Raw genomic sequence first — 17,594 nt, forward strand, 5'->3', positions numbered from 1 at the left:
AATTCGCACCAGTTCCTTTCTTGCCCAGGCGTGCTGTGTTAGAAGGCTTTCTGCTTTTTCAGGAGTGCCGGTGTGGAATCCGAATCCATCGTCTATGGCTGCATTCGCGACTGGCCCTCGGATGATCCCGAGCAGCGTCGTCTGCGCCGTGAAACCAACCATGGCGTGCTGGCCGAATTGCCATCGGGTGATCTCTGGCCCTTTCTTGGCCGTGAGATGTTCTCCTTCTGCGAGCTGCCGGGTGCGGGCCTTTACCAGACTCAGGTGATCCACTTCGGTGCCAGCTACGGCGCAGTGGAGTATGAGTGGAACCTGTGGATCGAAACCTTCGAGGCACTACTCAAACGTCTTTACTGGGCCAGTGCCGTGGTTCATCTGGAAACAGAGCTCAATGGCATGCACACCTTCCGCTGGGAATCCGACAACGGCTTTCACAGCCCGCAGGAGGGTGCGCTGCGTGTGCGCTGCGCCTGGGAGCGTGAGGGCGCCCTGCGTGTTTAGGCAGCAGAGATGATCAACTACCTGTGGTTTCTGCTGGCGGCGCTGTTCGAGATCGCCGGCTGCTATGCGTTCTGGATGTGGTTGCGGCTGGATCGCAGCGCGTGGTGGATAGCGCCTGGGCTGCTGAGTCTCGCGCTCTTCGCCCTGATCCTGACCCGGGTCGAGGCCTCCTTCGCCGGCCGGGCCTATGCAGCCTATGGTGGCGTGTACATCGTCGCTTCGCTGGCCTGGCTGGCGCTGATCGAAAAGACCCGACCGATGCTCAGCGACTGGCTGGGTGCTGCACTGTGCCTGGCAGGTGCTGCGATCATCCTGCTGGGACCTCGGCTGCATTCCTCCTGAACCGCTTATAAGCAGTAGGAGTAAAAAGTTCCGCTGTCATCAAATCTTTATATATCGGCAACTGCGCTGAAATAACCCCTCGCCAAGATTCCCCCAGCACGAACGAGCCACTCGCTCGGGTGTTTTCAACACTAAAAGTCCAACAGGGGAATTTCTCGATGATCCGTAAGCACTTCGCCGGTTTCGTAGCCAGCGCTCTGGCTCTGGCCGTTTCCGCCCAGGCTTTCGCCGGTACCGTCACCACTGACGGCGCCGATATCGTGATCAAGACCAAAGGCGGTTTTGAAGCTTCCACTACCGACAAACAGTTCGGTTTCAAGATCGGTGGTCGTCTGCAGGCTGACTTCGATCAGTTCGACGGCATCTATACCCGTAATGGCAATACCGCCAACGAAGCCTACTTCCGTCGCGCCATCCTGGAAATTTCCGGTGTTGCCTACACCGACTGGAAATACGCCTTCAACGTCGACTTCGGCGAGAGCGGCAGCAGCAAGTGGGACGAGGCCTCGATCACTTATACCGGTTTCAAACCGGTCAATGTGAAGATCGGCCGCTTCGATCCTGACTTCGGCCTCGAAAAAGCCACCAGCTCCAAGTGGATTACTGCCATCGAGCGTTCCGCTGTCTATGACCTGGCCGACTGGGTGAACGACAAGCAGGACGGCATGGGCGTGCAGGTCAGCGGCGTTGCTGGCGACATGTTCTACGGTTCGGCTGGCTTCAACCGTGCCAAGGGCAATGAAGACGTGAACGGCAAGAACAACAACACCTACAACCTGCGTGGTGTATTCGCCCCCATGGCCGAAGCCGGTAACGTCCTGCACTTCGGGGTCAACTACGCCAAGCGCAGCACCGAAGACTTCGATGGTCGCATCCGTTCGCGCCTCAACGTGCGCGGCACCACTGAAGACGGCGTGAACGGCAACCGTCCTGATTTCGCTCCGGCCGTCGCTGGCCAGTTCGACGGTGATAGTGCTTGGGGCCTGGAGGCAGCTTTCGCTGCGGGTCCGTTCTCGATTCAGAGCGAATACCTGCGTCGTGACATCGACGCCAAGTCAGGCTCTGCACGTGATGACCGTGAAGCCACCGGCTACAACGTTCAACTCGCCTACACCCTGACCGGTGAGGCGCGCGGCTACAAACTCGATGGTGGCAAGTTCGACAGCATCAAACCGGACAACAAGCAGTTCGGTGCCTGGGAAGTGTTCTACCGTTACGACAACATCAAGGCCGAAGAGTCGAACATCATCGACACCAAAGCCAAGATCCACACTGTCGGTGTGAACTGGTACGCCAACGAAGCGATCAAGGTTTCCGCCAACTACCTGAAAGCGTCGGCTGATAACGTGACCAACGCTGCTGGCGACGACGATGGCGATGCTGTGAGCCTGCGCCTGCAATACGCTTTCTGATACATCACTGATTTTGCTCCTGCTTGAGCCCCGTCATTGGCGGGGCTTTTTTGTTGCTTATCCGGATGTGACAGCGAACGGAAAAAAGCCCCAGACCCGCTGGGGCTTCGCTTTCCAGACGGCTATCGGTTCTGCTTCTGGAAACGCTGCATGGCTTCTTCGATCAGTTGCCGCGCCTCGGCGGCATTGCCGTAGCCGCCCAGCTCGACCTTCTTGCGGCCTTCCGGCAGTTGCTTGTAGACGCGGAAGAATGCCTCGATACGTTGGCGCTCGATCAGTGGCAGGTCGTCGACATCGCGAATCTTGTCGTAAGTCGGGTCGACATCACCGCTGGGGACGCCGATGATCTTTTCATCGGCCTCGCCACCATCGATCATTCTCAGCACTGCGACAGGGCGGAATTTGATCAGCACGCCTGGATGCAGCGCTTCGCGGGTGAGTACCAGTGCATCGAGTGGGTCATTGTCGCCACCCAGGGTACGCGGCAGCGAACCATAGTTGGCGGGGTAGGCCACTGGCATCGATTGGAAGCGGTCGACGAAGACCAGGCCCTCCTCGTTGATCTCGTATTTGGTGATGCTACCAGCGGGAATTTCCACCGCCATGTGTACGTCATTTGGCGCGTTCTCGGCCTGTGCCGCATGAAAGGGATGAATGACGCCTGGTGCGGCGAACGAGAGGGGGGGTGCGAGGCCTATGGCGATGCCCAGGGCGAGCAGGGATTTACGCATGATGACTCCCGTTAGGGTTGTGGGTGGATAAACCGGCAGTCATCTTGCTGGGGTCTTGTTAGAGATATATTGCAGTCTGACTTCCGGGATTCAGTTAATGGCCGTCACCATCATCGACTCGCTTCACGCATTGCCGGCAGACGTCTGGGACGCTCTTTTGGTGGAGCCGCAACCGTTCTTGCGACATGCATTTCTCAGTGCGCTGGAAGACAGCGGCAGCGTTGGTGGCAGCACCGGCTGGCTACCTTCGCACCGGCTCTGGTGCGACGAGCACGGCAAGGTGCAGGCAGCGTTGCCTGCTTATGTGAAGCAGCACTCCTATGGTGAATATGTCTTCGACCACGGCTGGGCCGATGCCTGCCGACGCGCCGGCATCGCCTACTACCCCAAACTGCTGGGCGCCGTACCGTTCTCTCCGGTGACCGGCGCGCGCTTGCTCGGTGATCCTGTTGCGGCTGCCGAGTTGCTCGATGCGTTGGCGGGCGAGTTGGATGACGAAGGCTTGTCGAGCCTGCATATCAATTTCACCAGCCCGGCTTGCGACACTGTGTTGATGCAGCGGCAAGGCTGGTTGGGGCGCATCGGTTGTCAGTTTCACTGGCACAATCGCGGTTATCGTGATTTTCAGGACTTTCTCGATGTGCTCAGCTCGCGCAAACGCAAGCAGATGCGCAAGGAGCGTGAGCAGGTGGCAGGGCAGGGCATCGAGTTCGACTGGCGACGTGGGCATGAGTTGAGCGAGGCGGACTGGGATTTCGTCTACCACTGTTACGCCAATACCTACCATGTACGCGGCCAGGCACCCTACCTGACGCGAAATTTCTTCAGCCTGCTGGCCGAGCGCATGCCGGAAATGATCCGCGTGATATTCGCCCGGCAGCACGGTCGGCCGCTGGCGATGGCCTTCAGCCTGGTCGATGGCGAAAGCTTCTATGGCCGTTACTGGGGGTGTCTGGCCGAGTTCGACCGGCTGCATTTCGAAACCTGCTTCTACCAGGGCATGGAGTTGGCCATCGCCGAAGGTCTGCAACGCTTCGATGCCGGAGCCCAGGGTGAGCACAAACTGATACGCGGTTTCGAACCGATGATTACCCGTTCGTGGCATTATCTCCGCCATCCGGGGCTGTATGCTGCGGTCTCCGAGTTTTTGCAGCAGGAGCGCTCTGGCGTGCGGGTTTACGTTGATGAGGCGCGCAGTTATCTGCCTTTTCGCCAGTCCAGCAGCGACTGATCGAGCGATCAGGTTCTCGTCACAAGGCCGAAACAGCTGTTTGCCGGAAGTTCCCGGTGTCGGAGCTTTCTGTAAAAACTCCAGAGCTTTCAGCAAGAAGCCCGCTGACCTCTGCCACTAAATTCCGCCCTTCACTTTCGTTACGACCGTTTTTGTCTGCGCCGATTGGTCAGACCAGCTTTGCTGGGCTAGACCGATAATAGAAGTGCGTGCAGCCGAAGGAGGGTGGTAGCGCGATTCGGTGGCCGCAGGCGCAAGCCAGGGAGGTCAGGGAAAGTGCTCAGGCACGTGCCGATGCAGTGACGAAGTGGTGGAGATTTCACTGCGCCGGTATCTGCCCCTGAACGTGCTCACCAGGCATCGGTGTGACGAGGAAAGAGACCGGAGCCCCGCATCCGCAAAAGCGGGTGCGCTTTGCCAAGCTGGGCACGGTGCCCAAGAACAACAAACGAGAGGGGAGCCCCCCAAATGACAGCTAGTACTCCAATGCTCGTCACCTTCGTGGTGTACATCGCAGCCATGGTGTTGATCGGCTTGATTGCCTATCTGCGTACCAAGAACCTTTCCGACTACATCCTCGGTGGTCGTAGCCTCGGCAGCTTCGTTACCGCGCTGTCCGCCGGCGCTTCCGACATGAGTGGCTGGCTGCTGATGGGCCTGCCTGGCGCGATCTTCGTTGCCGGCATCTCCGAAAGCTGGATCGCCATCGGTCTGGTGGTCGGTGCCTATCTCAACTGGCTGTTCGTTGCCGGTCGTCTGCGCGTGCAGACCGAGCACAACGGCAATGCCCTGACCCTGCCGGATTACTTCACCAACCGTTTCGAAGACAACAGCCGCATCCTGCGCATCTTCTCGGCGTTGGTGATTCTGGTGTTCTTCACCATCTACTGCGCATCCGGCGTGGTTGCGGGGGCTCGCCTGTTCGAGAGCACCTTCGGCATGTCCTACGAGACCGCTCTGTGGGCCGGCGCCGCTGCGACCATCGCCTATACCTTCATCGGTGGCTTCCTGGCAGTGAGCTGGACCGACACCGTGCAGGCCACGCTGATGATCTTCGCGCTGATCCTGACCCCGGTGGTGGTGATGATCGCTACCGGCGGCTTCGACCCGGCCATGGTTGCCATCGAGGCTGTCGACGCGACCAACTTCGACATGCTCAAGGGCGCGACCTTCGTCGGCGTGATCTCGCTGATGGCCTGGGGCCTGGGCTATTTCGGCCAACCGCACATCCTGGCGCGCTTCATGGCCGCTGATTCGGTCAAGTCGATCCCTGCTGCCCGTCGCATCTCCATGACCTGGATGATCCTGACCCTGGCCGGCGCAGTAGCCGTAGGCTTCTTCGGCATCGCCTACTTCGCGGCGCACCCGGAAGTCGCCGGCCCGGTCGGCGAGAACCCGGAGCGCGTGTTCATCGAACTGGCCAAGCTGCTGTTCAACCCGTGGATCGCCGGTATCCTGCTGTCTGCCATCCTGGCCGCAGTGATGAGCACCCTGAGCTGCCAATTGCTGGTGTGTTCCAGCGCGCTGACCGAGGACTTCTACAAGGCCTTCCTGCGCAAGGGTGCCTCGCAGACCGAACTGGTCTGGGTCGGCCGCGCCATGGTGCTGCTGGTCGCACTGATCGCCATCGCCCTGGCGGCGAACCCGGAAAACCGCGTACTCGGCCTGGTGTCCTATGCCTGGGCTGGCTTCGGCGCAGCGTTCGGTCCGGTGGTCATCCTCTCCCTGCTGTGGAAGGGCATGACCCGCAACGGTGCCCTGGCCGGTATGCTGGTCGGTGCTGCCACCGTGATCGTGTGGAAGAACTGGATCGGTCTGGGCCTGTACGAGATCATTCCGGGCTTCATCCTCGCGACTCTGGCCATCGTCATCTTCAGCCGTATCGGCAAGGCCCCGAGCCAGTCGATGCTGAGCCGCTTCGACAAGGCCGAGAGCGAATACAAGTCGGCGTAACCCTGCTGGCTTGAACAAAAGGCGATGACTGCTCGGCAGTCATCGCCTTTTTCGTTTCCGGCTCTAAGATATGCCCACCTTTTTTGACGGACGCTCTCATGACCAGCAATGACCCGCTCCACGGCCTGACCTTACAAGCGATACTCACCGCTCTGGTGGAGCGCATCGGTTGGGAGGGGCTGGCCCGCCAGGTCGACGTGCGCTGTTTCAAACATGAGCCGAGTATCAAGTCGAGCCTGACCTTTCTGCGCAAGACGCCCTGGGCACGGGCCAAGATCGAGCAGCTCTACCTGCAGCACTTCAGTTAAGTTCTAGCCCCAGCGCCTGCAACGCCTGTCGGTAGCTGTTACCGGCCATGCGCAACCCGTTGTTGTGGTTGGCGCCCTCGATCAGCAGCAACTGCTTGGGCTCGCTGGCCGCATTGAACAGCGCCTCGCTGAAGCGTGACGGCACGTAGCGGTCGTCGCGCCCGTGGGCGATCAATACCGGAATGCCGACCTCGCCGATCTTGCTCAGCGAGTCGAACTCCTGCGACAGCAGCCAGCGCACCGGCAGCGCGGTATTGGTCACTGCCGCTGCCACATCGCCCAGATTGGTGAAGCTGGACTCGACGATCAGGCCCGCGGCCTGTGCTTGATCTTCGCCAGCCAGCTCGTGCGCCAGGTTGACCGCCACCGCGCCGCCGAGCGAATGGCCATAGATGAAGCGTTTGCCCGCTTCCGGTTGCAGGCGAGCCAGATGTTCCCAGGCGATCAGTGCGTCCTGGTAGACGCTGCGTTCGGAGGGCAGGGCGCCGCGACTTTGACCGAAGCCGCGGTAGTCCACCGCCAGCACCGAAAAGCCCATGGCGTGCAATTGCTCGATGCGAAACAGCTGGCCGGTCAGGTTCCAGCGTGAGCCATGCAGATAGAGTAGTGCCGGAGCATCCTTGCGTGGTGCTGGCCACCACCAGGCATGCAGGCTTTCATCGGCGGCGAGGTCGGGGGATTGCAGTTGCACGTCCTCGACGCCAGCAGGCAGGCCACTGAACCAGCGGGCGGTGCCGGGCTCGATACGAAACACCAGTTCGCGCTCGGTCTGCTCCAGCTTGGCGCAGCCGATCGGTAGCAATACCAGTAGGCAGCCCAGAAACATCAGGCTCAGGCGACGGCGGCGCAGCAGGGCTAACCAGGGTGAGGGCATCGGCATACTCATGAACGGCAACGGATAATGCAGCCATGGACTGCACATCCGATGCCGGGTTTCGCCAGGTACTGAGCGCTGTGGTTACCAGGTATTACCGCCGGCTGATCTGCGCTGTGCTCATCGGCGTATCACACAGGGTGGAACTGCCGGGTTCGAGGTAGGGCGCAAGGATCGGCGCCATGCCCTTGAGCACCTGCACGGGCAACGCCGAGGTGAAGGTGAAACGCTCGGCATCCCGCCCCGGTACGAAAGCGGTGAGGGTGCCGTAGTGCCGTGGGCCGAGGAAGAACACGAAGGTGGCCGTACGGTTCATCGCCCGGGAGCTGATCACCCGGCCGCCCGCACCCACGCTCTCGATGCGGTTGTCGCCGGTGCCGGTCTTGCCGCCCAGCGTCAGGCTATGGCCGTCCTGTAACTGGAAAGTACCTTGCAGACGCCGCGCTGTACCGCCCTCAACGACTTGGGAAAGGGCATTGCGCAGGGCTGCGGCGACCTCGGACTGCATCACCCGTTTGCCACCATGGGGCTCGCGTTCGACCCGCGTTTCATAAGGGGTGCCGGCAGCGAAATGCAGCTCGTCGATGCGCAGCACCGGCTGCCGGATACCGTCGTTTTGAATGATGCCCATCAGTTCGGCCAGTGCCGCCGGCCGGTCCCCGGAGCTGCCTAGTGCGGTGGCCAGTGAGGGAACCAGATGCTGGAAGGGATAGCCGAGGTTCTTCCAGCGCCGGTGGATATCGGAGAAGGCTTCGACCTCCAGCATGATACGGATGCGGCTATCACGAGCGCTCTTGTGCCGGCTGCGGAACAACCAGCCGTAGACCTCCTGGCGCTCGTCGATGCTGGCTGCCACGGCGTTGCTGAAACTCGCCTGCGGGTTGTCGATCAGGTAACCCAGCAACCACAGCTCCAGCGGATGTACGCGCGCGATATAGCCCTGATCCGGCAGACTGTAGGCGCCGGGGCCGTAATCCTTGTACAGGCGTGCGATACGTTGGTCGGTGAGCTTCTCCTGCGGCAAATGCGCCCGCAGGAACGCGGCGAAGGTTTCCTCGTCGGCGTGCGGCAACAGGTAGCGGTGCACGGCGCCGAGGCGCACCGAAGTCTGGCGCAGGCCGCTGATGAAGGTCTCCAGGCGCTGCTGCTCTGCCTGGCCCTGATACTTGCGCCAGAACCGCAGCAGAAACGTGCGCCCTTCCTGGTCGGCAAAACGCTGCAGGTATTCCTGGCGGCGCGGGTCCTTGTCGTCCTTGAGCAGTTCGGCGCTGCTCTGGTAGGTGCTGTAGCGCACCAGGTCGCGCATCAGGCGCACGAACGGCAGGTTGATCGATTCGCGCAGCGACTCGCGCAGGGTTGGGTTGCGGCCATTGTCCTCGCGGCGAAAGTTGCCGAAGGTGTGCAATCCGCCGCCGGTGAAGAAGCGCTCATTCGGGCTGGCGGAGTAGCGCCGCTCCAGCGCGGCGTCGAGCATGCTGGCCAGGTCGGCTTCGGGGTTGGCTTGCAGGTAGCCCACGGCCCAGCGGCTGAGGTAGTCCTGCTCGGCGATGTCTACCTGGCGCAGCTCGGCCGGGCTCTTGCCGGCATGGCGCTGATGCAGCTCGGCGATGATTTCCAGATAGGTAGCCAGCACCCGCAGTTTGGCGGTGGAACCGAGCTCCAGCTTGCTGCCCTCGTTGATGTCGAAGGGTTGGTCGGTGCTGTCGGTCTGCACCCGTACCCGGCTGCCAGTTGGGGTGCGTTCGAACAGGGTGAAGCTGTAGCGCACTTCTGCTGTTTTCTGTGGCGATAGCAGGCGTTCGCCGAAAAGGCCGATTTGCCCGGCGAATTCCGGGTTGGCCAGGTTCTGCAGGTAGGTGCTGACCTGCTGCTGCAGATCGCGCTGCAGTGTGCTGCGCGCCGCCAGGTCGAGGCGGTCCAGGTCGTAGAGCGGCATGCCCAGGAGATTGGACAGGCGCGAGCGTGCAACGCTGACGCCTTTGTCGCTCTCCACCGCGCGCAGGTTGGGTTCCTGCTGCCAGTCACGATATTGCAGTTTCTGCGCGAGCGCTGCGTCGCGCAGGTCGGCATCGATCAGACCTCCACTGGCGAGCAGGCGAATATGGCTTTCGGTCAGCGCCTCCATGTCGTGCCGGCCTTGCGCGAGGTAATAGGAGGGCCGGCGCTGGGCGATCATCAGCGACAGCATCTGCCGTAGGGCCAGGCCCCGTTCGGCAAGGCTGGCCTCGGGCGAACGGTGCGGATCGAGCAGTGCGTTGCTGCGCTCGAAGTCGGCGCCGTACCAGATACGCAGGCCATCGGCCAGACCGTGTACCTCGCCATGGCCGGGCGCGGCGGAAAGTGGCACGCTGTTGAGGTAGTCGCGCACGATGCGCTGGCGTGCTTCCAGTGTCTGTGGCCCTTGCTGGTAGGCGCGGACACTGGCGGAAATCATCTGCCGCAACTTTTCTCCTGCCGACAGCGTCAGCCCGTCAGGGGAATGGCGGTATTTCTCCAATTGAGTGGCCAGGGTGCTGCCGCCAGCGGACTGATCCTGCACGTCGAGCATCTTACCCAGCTGCGACAGCGCCGCCATGGCGAAGCGTGGCCAGTCCACCGCCGGGTTGGCCAGCGGTTGCGTGGGGTCGAGCAACTGACGGTTCTCGATGAACAGCAGGCTGTTGACCACCAGCGGCGGAATGCTGGCGAAGTCGGCATAACCCTGTTGCGGGTAGTGAAAGTCGTAGAAGGGCGTACCGCGACAGTCACTGATGCTCAGGCCGCTCTGACTTTTCTCGGTAAAGGGTGGAAACAGTCCACGGCGGCTGTAAGCCATCAGTTCGTCGGAGAAGCGTGATTGCTCGGTAACCTGATAGTCGCGTTGCTGCAAGCGCTCCAGCATCAGCGGCAGGTAGGCGTAGCCCTGGCGTTTGTCGAACGGACCATCGGTCGGGTAGATGATACGCTCGCTGGGGCCTGGTTCGACCTTGTAGGTGAGGCTCGCGGCATAGCGACTCAATTCACGTGACTGAAAATGCGCGCTGCGCGACTCGAACACCAGCAGCGCGGTGGCAGCCAATAGCAACGATACCAGCAGCAGATACAGGATAAGGCGCCAGTGACGGCCTGCCGAAGCCGACTTTCGCTGATCCCTGGCACCGACCGAGGACGCCAGCTCACGCTGCTGCGAATTCATTTGCCATGATGCGCCCATAAATCACCGGCCTGGTCTGTCAGCATCATATAAGCCGCGAGATTGCCTCTTGCCGGATGCTGACCCTGGGTCGGCTGGGCTGCGGTCGTCTCGTCTGTCTCACTACCAGCTTAGACGCTGGCGCGCTGTCTGGCTGGCGGTTTTTGCGGGTTGTACGGCGTTTACCTCGATCAAGGTCAGTCCTGCTAGACTCGCGGGATGCATCGATACAGGTGATCATCATGCAGCGCGACCATCGTGAACAGCTTCAGCAAAGCTGGCAGGCCAACGCCGATGCCTGGGCTGCCGCTGTGCGCGAGCAGCGTATCGAAAGCCGGCGGCTGGTCACCGACGCTGCCATCATCCAGGCCGTACTCGCCTTGCAGCCAAAGCGGGTGCTGGATATCGGCTGCGGCGAAGGCTGGTTGTGCCGTGGTCTGGCCGAGCATGGGATCGAGCCCGTCGGGGTGGATGCCTCCGCACCTTTGATCGAGGCGGCGCGCGCGGCGTGCGATGGACGCAGTCAGTACCGCGTCTGTGGGTATGCAGAACTCGAGGAACATGCCGAGCAACTTGGGCGTTTCGAGGTGCTGGTGTGCAATTTCGCCCTGCTCGAAGAGCCGCTGCAGCCAATCTTGCGCAGCTTGCACAGATTGCTCGCACCTGGCGGCAGCCTGCTGATCCAGACTCTGCACCCCTGGCGTGCCAGCCATGGCGAGCCCTATCAGGACGGTTGGCGGGTCGAAGACTTCATCGGTTTCGGAGAGGGTTTTCAGGCACCCATGCCTTGGTTCTTCCGCACCCTGCAATCCTGGCTGACGTTGATTGGTGAGACCGGCTGGCGGCTTGAGTGGTTGCAGGAGCCGCTGCATCCCGAAAGCGTACAACCGGTTTCCCTGCTGCTTTTGCTCAAGCCGCTCTGATCATGCAACTGCTGCTCAATCTCGACGTGCCCGATCTACCGGCCGCAGTGGCTTTCTATTGGCAAGCATTCGGGTTAACAGTCGGGCGTGAGTTGTTCGACGGCACGGTCGTCGAGATGCTCGGTGCAGGCGTACCGCTCTACCTGTTGCACAAGGCCGCCGCGACTGGACCCTGTCCACGGAAAGGTGCACAGCGCGACTACAGCCGGCACTGGATGCCGCTGCACCTGGATCTGGTCGTTGCTGACCTCGATTCGGCCTTGGCTCGGGCGCTTGGTGCGGGCGCGCAGCGGGAAGGTGAAATCCATGAATATGACTGGGGGCGCCTGGTCACGCTGAGTGATCCATTTGGCCACGGACTGTGCCTGGTGCAGTGGCGTGGCGAGGGATATGACCTGGTCACAGCCCATGCGGGAGCCATTGATGCGCAAAATTGAATTGGCAGGTAGGCAGGTACCGGTGATTGGCCAGGGGACCTGGCGTATGGGCGAGGACGAATGCCTGCGTTCGCGTGAGGTCGCCGCGCTTCGTGAGGGCCTCGACCTGGGTCTGAGTCTGATCGACACCGCCGAGATGTATGGTGAGGGCGGCGCAGAGCAGGTGGTGGGGGAAGCCATCGCCGGGCGTCGGGACGAGGTGTTTCTGGTCAGCAAGGTGTATCCGCACAACGCCAGTCTGGACGGTGTCCAGGCGGCCTGCGAGCGTAGCCTGAAACGCCTGGGTTGCGAGCGTATCGACCTGTACCTGTTGCACTGGCGCGGCCGCTATCCGCTGGCGGAGACCGTAGAAGGCTTCGAGCGGCTGCGCGAGCAAGGCAAGATCGCTGCCTGGGGCGTCTCCAACTTCGATCTGGACGATCTGCTGGAACTGGATCAGCCGGCATGCCAGGCCAATCAGGTGCTGTACAACCTGGAGGCCCGAGGCATCGAGTATGACCTGCTGCCTTGGCAACAGCGTGCCGGCATGCCGCTGATGGCCTACTGTCCGCTAAGTCAGGCGGGCGCCTTGTTGCATGAGCCGGTGCTGCGGCAGGTGGCTGAGCGACATGGGGCTACCGCTGCCCAGATAGCGTTGGCTTGGACACTCAGGCAGGACGGTGTGATTGCCATTCCCAAGGCCGCAAGCAGGGCGCATTTGCGCGATAACGCTGTAGCGGCTGCCATCGCGTTGAATGTGGATGATCTGAATCTGCTGGATGAGGTCTTTGCGCCACCACGTGGCAAGCGGCCGCTGGAGATGGTCTGAAAGGCCATCACTGACCAGTCGGCCGACGCGTGTCGTTCGGAATCAGTTGGCCGGATCGGCGGCCAGGCGTCCGGCGTCCTTGAGCAGAGCCTTGAGGAAGGCGTCCTGTAATTCGGGGTCGTTGCGCGTCAGCTCGATCAGGCTCTGTTCCAGCTCGCTGGCTTCCTCCTCCAGGCCAAGATCGGAGAGGCGCTTGACCCGGTGTACCCACTGGGCGACGTCGTCTCCCTCGAGGTCGTCGAAGATCAGGTCATGCGCCTCACGCAGCTTGCCGCGCAGGGTATGGCTGACCATCAGCGTCGTTTCGGCGCGAGCGACGTCATCACCAAGGCGATCTTCCACACTCAACTGCAGCATGTTCAAACGAGCGATGTCCTGCTCGGTGAAAGGGCTGTCCAGCAGGTTGAGGCGCAGGACCCCTGTGCTGTCGGTGAGCATCTCGAACTGCTGATCACCCGCCTTGACCTGGACCGGGCGTTCGGCCCAGGGCAGGTTGGTGTACTCCATGCGACGATCACGTTGCACCTCGTCGATGCTGGCCAGATTCTGCTCGGCGCGTCCATTGGACTCGACGTTCATGAACGGGTTGAGCCCGGCCATGCCGTAGCTGATCCAGTCGCGGGTTGCGGTTTCCGGCAAGCTGCCCAGCAGCACGACGTTGAGGATGTTGGCGCCGACGCCGGCAACCACCGCAACAGCGCCCATCGGCACTTCATAGATTTCGCGCCACGCCTGATAAGGAGTGTAGCGGTCGTAGCGGCGGGTGACCTCGAAGGCCGTGACCTCGTAGCTCTTCTGGTCATGCACACGCACTCGGCGTTGGGGCAACTCCAACACCTTGGGTTCGCCTGCGTCGATCTGCAACTGATGATCCAGCAGTTTTCGTTCGACGCGCTCCTCGTGCTCGCTACGCTGCGGCAACTGGTTGGCACAGCCGCTGAGGAAAAGGGCGCCGCACAGGGCGGCGCCGATGAGGCGAAGGTTGCTGCTCGTGTACATGATGTCTCGGTAGGGCGTGATCAGCGTTTGATACGGGCTTGCAGGAACGACAGGATCTCGGCCAGCGGCACGGCTTGTGCTTCGGTCTCGGCGCGACTCTTGTACTCGAGATTACCCTCGGCCAGGCCGCGGTCGCTGACCACGACGCGGTGCGGGATACCGATCAGCTCCATGTCGGCGAACTTGATGCCGGGGCTGGTTTTCTTGTCGCGGTCATCCAGCAACACATCGAAACCGGCGGCGGTGAGCTCGGCGTAGAGCTTGTCGGTGGCCTTGCGGACCTGCTCGGTTTCGTAGCGCAGCGGCACCAGGGCGATGTGGAACGGCGCCAGGGCATCGTTCCAGCGAATACCGCGCTCGTCGAAGTTCTGCTCGATAGCCGCAGCCACAACGCGCGAAACGCCGATGCCATAGCAGCCCATGGTCAGGGTGACGGGTTTGCCGTTCTCGCCCAGCACCTGGCAGTTCATCGCTTCGCTGTACTTGGTGCCGAGCTGGAAGATGTGCCCGACTTCGATGCCGCGCTTGATCACCAGGGTACCCTGGCCATCCGGGCTCGGATCGCCTTCGACGACGTTGCGCAGGTCGGCCACGGTCGGCACCGGCAGGTCGCGCTCCCAGTTGACGCCGAAGTAGTGCTTGTCGTCGATGTTGGCGCCGATGACGAAGTCGCTCATCAGTTCCACAGAACGATCGATGATGACGGGCAGCGGCAGATTTAGCGGGCCAAGGGAACCTGCACCGGCACCGATGGCGGCACGCAGCTCTGCGTCGCTGGCCATGGTCAGCGGGTTGGCGACCTGTTCCAGGTTGGCAGCCTTGATCTCGTTGAGCTCATGGTCGCCACGTACCACCAACGCGATCAGCTTGCCTTTTTCGGCAGCATGGACGATCAGGGTCTTGATGGTCTTCTCGATCGGCAGGTTGAAGCCTTCGACCAGAGCCGCGATGGTTTTCGCATCGGGAGTATCGACCAGGCGCAATTCTTCGGTCGGTGCCGGGCGCACCTTCTCGCGAGGCAGGGCTTCGGCCTTCTCGATGTTGGCGGCGTAGTCGGAACTGTTGCTGAAGGCGATGTCGTCTTCGCCGGAGTCGGCCAGCACATGGAATTCGTGCGAACCGGTGCCGCCGATGGAGCCGGTATCGGCCTGTACCGGACGGAAATTCAGGCCCAGGCGGGTAAAGACGTTGCAGTACGCCTGGTGCATGCGGTCGTAGGTTTCCTGCAGGGACGCCTGGTCGGCATGGAAGGAGTAGGCGTCCTTCATGATGAACTCGCGGCCGCGCATTAGGCCGAAGCGCGGACGGATCTCGTCACGGAACTTGGTCTGGATCTGGTAGAAATTGATCGGCAGCTGCTTGTAGCTGTTCAGCTCGTTACGGGCCAGGTCGGTGATTACTTCCTCGTGGGTCGGGCCGACGCAGAATTCGCGATCATGACGGTCGTTGACTCGCAGCAGTTCGGGGCCGTACTGCACCCAGCGACCTGATTCCTGCCATAGCTCGGCCGGCTGGATGGCGGGCATCAGCACTTCTAGCGCGCCTGCGGCGTTCATTTCCTCGCGCACCACATTCTCGACCTTGCGCAGCACGCGCAGGCCCATCGGCAGCCAGGTGTACAGGCCGGAGGCCAGCTTGCGGATCATGCCGGCACGCAGCATCAGCTGGTGGCTGATCACCACAGCATCGGAAGGGGTTTCTTTCAGGGTCGAGAGCAGGAACTGACTGGTACGCATGTTTGGCCGTTCTGTCGGTTGCTAGGGCTTGGAATAGGCCGGCATTGTACGGTGCCTATACAGTGGCGTACAGGACGGGTGCAGGGCGCGAGTGCTGCTGCGTTAACCAGGAGGAATAAATAGTGGGACTGACTGCACTTGAGGTTCAGACCCTGATTCGGGGTGGGCTACCAATGGCCGAGGACATCGATCTGCGGATCGACCGGCTCGACGAGGAGGGCGTGCTGGCGCGCGTGCCCTTTCAGGCCAAATTGGTGCGTCCGGGCGGGACGCTGTCCGGCCCTACCATCATGGCGCTGGGCGATGCGGCGATGTATGCGGTGGTGCTGGGACGTCTCGGTCGCGTGGAGATGGCGGTGACATCCAATCTCAATATCAACTTTCTGGTCAAACCCAAACCGGTCGACTTGTTGGCCGAAGCACGCATATTGCGCTTGAGTCGACGTCAGGCAGTTTGCGAGGTTTCGTTATATTCGCTTGGTAATGAGAATGAGTTGGTGGCACATGTGACGGGGACTTATGCGTTGCCTCTTTAAAGTACCGAGACTTAAATAAAGAAACCCGGCCAAGGCCGGGTTTCTTTTATACCGCTATCGAGTAGCGCTGAAGTTACAGAACGCTCAGCGGGTATTCGACGATCAGGCGGAAGTCGTTCACGTCGCCTTGAGCGTTGTCGCGGTAGAAGGCGTTACGAATACGGAAGGACAGATCCTTGGCCGCACCTTCCTGTATTACGTACTTGGCTTCGATATCCAGCTCGCGCTCGGTGTAGCTATCAGCAGCAGTACCGCGGATGTAACGGGTCATAAAACTCAGGCCCGGTACGCCGTAGGACGCCATGTTGATGTCGTAGCGAGCTTGCCAGGACTTCTCGTCTTCCTGGTTGAAGTCGGAGTACTGAACCGAGTTGGCCAGCCAGATGGTGCCGCCGCCGTCTACACCGTAGTAGTAGCCGTTATCGCCGCTAGCACGCTGGTGCGCAACGGTGAACGTGTGCGCGCCGAGGCTGTAAGCTGCGGCAAGGCTCCAGATTTTGTTGTCTACATCGCCCGCCAGTTCCTGGCCATCACCTTTGGTCTTGTAACCGTTCAGGTCGAAGTTCAGCGCCTGGTCTTCGGCCAGCGGCAGGTTGTAGTTCACGTTGACGTAGGTCTTCTTGAAGAAGTCCTCAACGTCAGAGTGGTGCAGGCCAGCACTCAGGTTGTCGGTGAAGCTGTAGTTAGCACCGAAAATGTTAGCCGACTTGATGGTGTTGCCACCTTCAGAGAGTGTGTCACGGCCGGTAGCAGTCTGGCTGCTCATAGCGGTGAAACGACCTGCGCTCAGTTCGAGACCTTCGATTTCGTTGCTGACCAGGTAAGTACCGGTAGCGACTTCCGGCAGGATGCGGCTGTCGTCAGTGGAGAACACCGGGCTTGCTACGAATTGGCTGCCGTATTTCAGAACGGTGTCAGAGATGCGGAGTTTGACAGCACCGCCTACTTCGGTCTGAGTGTCGTCACCGCGACCGTCGCCTGTCTGAGCGAACTGGCCAGTGCCGTAACGGCCACGGCCGCTGTCGATCTTGATGCTGCTCAGGGAGTGAGCGTCGAAGCCAACACCTACGGTGCCTTGGGTAAAGCCAGATTCGTACAGCAGGCGGATGCCCAGGCCGGTTTCTTCACGGTAGCCTTTGTTGCCAGTGCCAGCAGTGTTCGGGCCGTTACGGAAGTCGCGGTTCATGTACAGAACGCGGTTGAAGATGTTGAAGCTGCTGTCTTCGATAAAGCCATTCGACTCGGACTGGCTCGACGCCACGGCCATTTGGCTGGTGCCCGCGGCTACTGCCAGGGCGATTACGCTCCACTTCATCACTTGCATCGTGATTGCTCCTTGGGTTTAGAAGAGTTGCGCTGCCCACTGTTTTTTTATATGGGCGGCTCTTTCTTTTTGTGTCGGCGCTAACTTATAGCACGCAGCCAATGTTGGCGATAGTTGCAGTCTATTCATTGCGGCTTCGTTCATGCTGGTGTCGCATCGCGTGAGGGAGAATGTCGCAAATCTATAGCTCTGCACTTGCGTTTCGTTGCACCAACCTTTCCGCGGCTCTGGGGTGCCTGGGACCGCTGTTATTGATCGACTGCACGGCTTGCCGGGCATTGCTCACACAGATAGCAAAAGTCATGCT

General features: G+C 61.0%; 16 protein-coding genes. 10 read left to right on the forward strand and 6 right to left on the reverse strand.

Annotation, left to right across the window (positions count from 1 at the left end):
- Positions 1-72 precede the first annotated feature (72 nt).
- The 3 genes from EL191_RS06435 (at position 73) to EL191_RS06445 (ending at position 2,255) form a co-directional block, all read left to right on the forward strand.
- Positions 73-501, forward strand: coding sequence for a hypothetical protein (locus tag EL191_RS06435; protein ID WP_013714418.1), 429 nt, complete (start codon positions 73-75; stop codon positions 499-501).
- A gap of 9 nt (positions 502-510) precedes the next feature.
- On the forward strand, positions 511-843 hold the full coding sequence (locus tag EL191_RS06440) for a YnfA family protein (protein ID WP_013714419.1): 333 nt from the start codon (positions 511-513) through the stop codon (positions 841-843).
- 158 nt (positions 844-1,001) lie between these two features.
- A complete protein-coding gene (locus tag EL191_RS06445) occupies positions 1,002-2,255 on the forward strand; it encodes an OprO/OprP family phosphate-selective porin (protein ID WP_041977445.1) in 1,254 nt (417 codons plus the stop codon).
- Between the two features lie 122 nt (positions 2,256-2,377).
- Here EL191_RS06445 and EL191_RS06450 read toward each other — a convergent pair whose 3' ends face one another.
- A complete protein-coding gene (locus EL191_RS06450) occupies positions 2,378-2,986 on the reverse strand; it encodes an inorganic diphosphatase (RefSeq protein ID WP_041977448.1) in 609 nt (202 codons plus the stop codon).
- Between the two features lie 97 nt (positions 2,987-3,083).
- On the opposite strand from EL191_RS06450, the gene EL191_RS06455 reads away from it, so the two are divergent.
- The 3 genes from EL191_RS06455 (at position 3,084) to EL191_RS06465 (ending at position 6,478) form a co-directional block, all read left to right on the forward strand.
- Positions 3,084-4,217: a GNAT family N-acetyltransferase gene (locus EL191_RS06455; protein WP_041977451.1), complete on the forward strand. Its 1,134-nt coding sequence runs from the start codon at positions 3,084-3,086 to the stop codon at positions 4,215-4,217.
- Between the two features lie 468 nt (positions 4,218-4,685).
- On the forward strand, positions 4,686-6,170 hold the full coding sequence (gene putP, locus EL191_RS06460; protein WP_026041998.1) for a sodium/proline symporter PutP: 1,485 nt from the start codon (positions 4,686-4,688) through the stop codon (positions 6,168-6,170).
- Between the two features lie 98 nt (positions 6,171-6,268).
- Positions 6,269-6,478 carry a VF530 family protein gene (locus EL191_RS06465; RefSeq protein ID WP_041977454.1) on the forward strand — a complete coding sequence of 70 codons (210 nt, stop codon included), beginning with the start codon at positions 6,269-6,271 and terminating at the stop codon, positions 6,476-6,478.
- Here the strand turns inward: EL191_RS06465 and EL191_RS06470 are convergent.
- Entirely contained in the window at positions 6,471-7,352 is an 882-nt protein-coding gene (locus tag EL191_RS06470) for an alpha/beta hydrolase (protein ID WP_041977456.1), read from the reverse strand. The two genes, EL191_RS06465 and EL191_RS06470, sit on opposite strands and share 8 nt — an antisense overlap.
- Positions 7,353-7,446: 94 nt before the next feature.
- Complete coding sequence (locus tag EL191_RS06475) at positions 7,447-10,545, reverse strand: transglycosylase domain-containing protein (RefSeq protein WP_041977458.1); 3,099 nt, start codon at positions 10,543-10,545, stop codon at positions 7,447-7,449.
- Between the two features lie 221 nt (positions 10,546-10,766).
- Here EL191_RS06475 and EL191_RS06480 point away from each other — a divergent pair, with 221 nt between their 5' ends.
- Genes EL191_RS06480 through EL191_RS06490 form a run of 3 tightly spaced genes read left to right on the forward strand, consistent with a single transcriptional unit; the run spans position 10,767 to position 12,692 of the window.
- Entirely contained in the window at positions 10,767-11,447 is a 681-nt protein-coding gene (locus tag EL191_RS06480) for a class I SAM-dependent methyltransferase (RefSeq protein ID WP_013714428.1), read from the forward strand.
- A gap of 2 nt (positions 11,448-11,449) precedes the next feature.
- The gene (locus tag EL191_RS06485) at positions 11,450-11,884 is read left to right on the forward strand and encodes a VOC family protein (RefSeq protein ID WP_041977461.1); all 435 of its coding nucleotides are present in this window, start codon (positions 11,450-11,452) and stop codon (positions 11,882-11,884) included.
- Positions 11,871-12,692, forward strand: a complete 822-nt coding sequence (locus EL191_RS06490; protein WP_041977463.1) for an aldo/keto reductase — start codon at positions 11,871-11,873, stop codon at positions 12,690-12,692. The genes EL191_RS06485 and EL191_RS06490 overlap by 14 nt, the downstream gene beginning before the upstream one ends.
- A gap of 42 nt (positions 12,693-12,734) precedes the next feature.
- On the opposite strand, the gene EL191_RS06495 is transcribed toward EL191_RS06490, so the two are convergent.
- Together EL191_RS06495 and EL191_RS06500 are read right to left on the reverse strand one after the other, a co-directional pair.
- Positions 12,735-13,691, reverse strand: a complete 957-nt coding sequence (locus EL191_RS06495) for a hypothetical protein (RefSeq protein ID WP_013714431.1) — start codon at positions 13,689-13,691, stop codon at positions 12,735-12,737.
- Positions 13,692-13,711: 20 nt separating this feature from the next.
- On the reverse strand, positions 13,712-15,427 hold the full coding sequence (locus EL191_RS06500; protein WP_041977465.1) for a proline--tRNA ligase: 1,716 nt from the start codon (positions 15,425-15,427) through the stop codon (positions 13,712-13,714).
- Between the two features lie 128 nt (positions 15,428-15,555).
- On the opposite strand from EL191_RS06500, the gene EL191_RS06505 reads away from it, so the two are divergent.
- Positions 15,556-15,963, forward strand: a complete 408-nt coding sequence (locus EL191_RS06505) for a PaaI family thioesterase (RefSeq protein ID WP_026041995.1) — start codon at positions 15,556-15,558, stop codon at positions 15,961-15,963.
- A gap of 73 nt (positions 15,964-16,036) precedes the next feature.
- Here EL191_RS06505 and EL191_RS06510 read toward each other — a convergent pair whose 3' ends face one another.
- The gene (locus tag EL191_RS06510; RefSeq protein WP_017361762.1) at positions 16,037-17,287 is read right to left on the reverse strand and encodes an OprD family porin; all 1,251 of its coding nucleotides are present in this window, start codon (positions 17,285-17,287) and stop codon (positions 16,037-16,039) included.
- Positions 17,288-17,594 lie beyond the last annotated feature (307 nt).

It is taken from the genome of Pseudomonas mendocina, assembly GCF_900636545.1.
GTDB lineage: Bacteria > Pseudomonadota > Gammaproteobacteria > Pseudomonadales > Pseudomonadaceae > Aquipseudomonas > Aquipseudomonas mendocina.

What these genes read in the sequence shown, in the direction of transcription:
- EL191_RS06495 (WP_013714431.1), bottom strand. Translation starts at nt 13,691, where the DNA reads ATGTACACGAGCAGCAACCTTCGCCTCATCGGCGCCGCCCTGTGCGGC.
- EL191_RS06490 (WP_041977463.1), top strand. Translation starts at nt 11,871, where the DNA reads ATGCGCAAAATTGAATTGGCAGGTAGGCAGGTACCGGTGATTGGCCAG.
- EL191_RS06475 (WP_041977458.1), bottom strand. Translation starts at nt 10,545, where the DNA reads ATGGGCGCATCATGGCAAATGAATTCGCAGCAGCGTGAGCTGGCGTCC.
- EL191_RS06480 (WP_013714428.1), top strand. Translation starts at nt 10,767, where the DNA reads ATGCAGCGCGACCATCGTGAACAGCTTCAGCAAAGCTGGCAGGCCAAC.
- EL191_RS06470 (WP_041977456.1), bottom strand. Translation starts at nt 7,352, where the DNA reads ATGCCCTCACCCTGGTTAGCCCTGCTGCGCCGCCGTCGCCTGAGCCTG.
- EL191_RS06445 (WP_041977445.1), top strand. Translation starts at nt 1,002, where the DNA reads ATGATCCGTAAGCACTTCGCCGGTTTCGTAGCCAGCGCTCTGGCTCTG.
- putP (WP_026041998.1), top strand. Translation starts at nt 4,686, where the DNA reads ATGACAGCTAGTACTCCAATGCTCGTCACCTTCGTGGTGTACATCGCA.
- EL191_RS06500 (WP_041977465.1), bottom strand. Translation starts at nt 15,427, where the DNA reads ATGCGTACCAGTCAGTTCCTGCTCTCGACCCTGAAAGAAACCCCTTCC.
- EL191_RS06455 (WP_041977451.1), top strand. Translation starts at nt 3,084, where the DNA reads ATGGCCGTCACCATCATCGACTCGCTTCACGCATTGCCGGCAGACGTC.
- EL191_RS06510 (WP_017361762.1), bottom strand. Translation starts at nt 17,287, where the DNA reads ATGCAAGTGATGAAGTGGAGCGTAATCGCCCTGGCAGTAGCCGCGGGC.
- EL191_RS06440 (WP_013714419.1), top strand. Translation starts at nt 511, where the DNA reads ATGATCAACTACCTGTGGTTTCTGCTGGCGGCGCTGTTCGAGATCGCC.
- EL191_RS06450 (WP_041977448.1), bottom strand. Translation starts at nt 2,986, where the DNA reads ATGCGTAAATCCCTGCTCGCCCTGGGCATCGCCATAGGCCTCGCACCC.
- EL191_RS06485 (WP_041977461.1), top strand. Translation starts at nt 11,450, where the DNA reads ATGCAACTGCTGCTCAATCTCGACGTGCCCGATCTACCGGCCGCAGTG.
- EL191_RS06465 (WP_041977454.1), top strand. Translation starts at nt 6,269, where the DNA reads ATGACCAGCAATGACCCGCTCCACGGCCTGACCTTACAAGCGATACTC.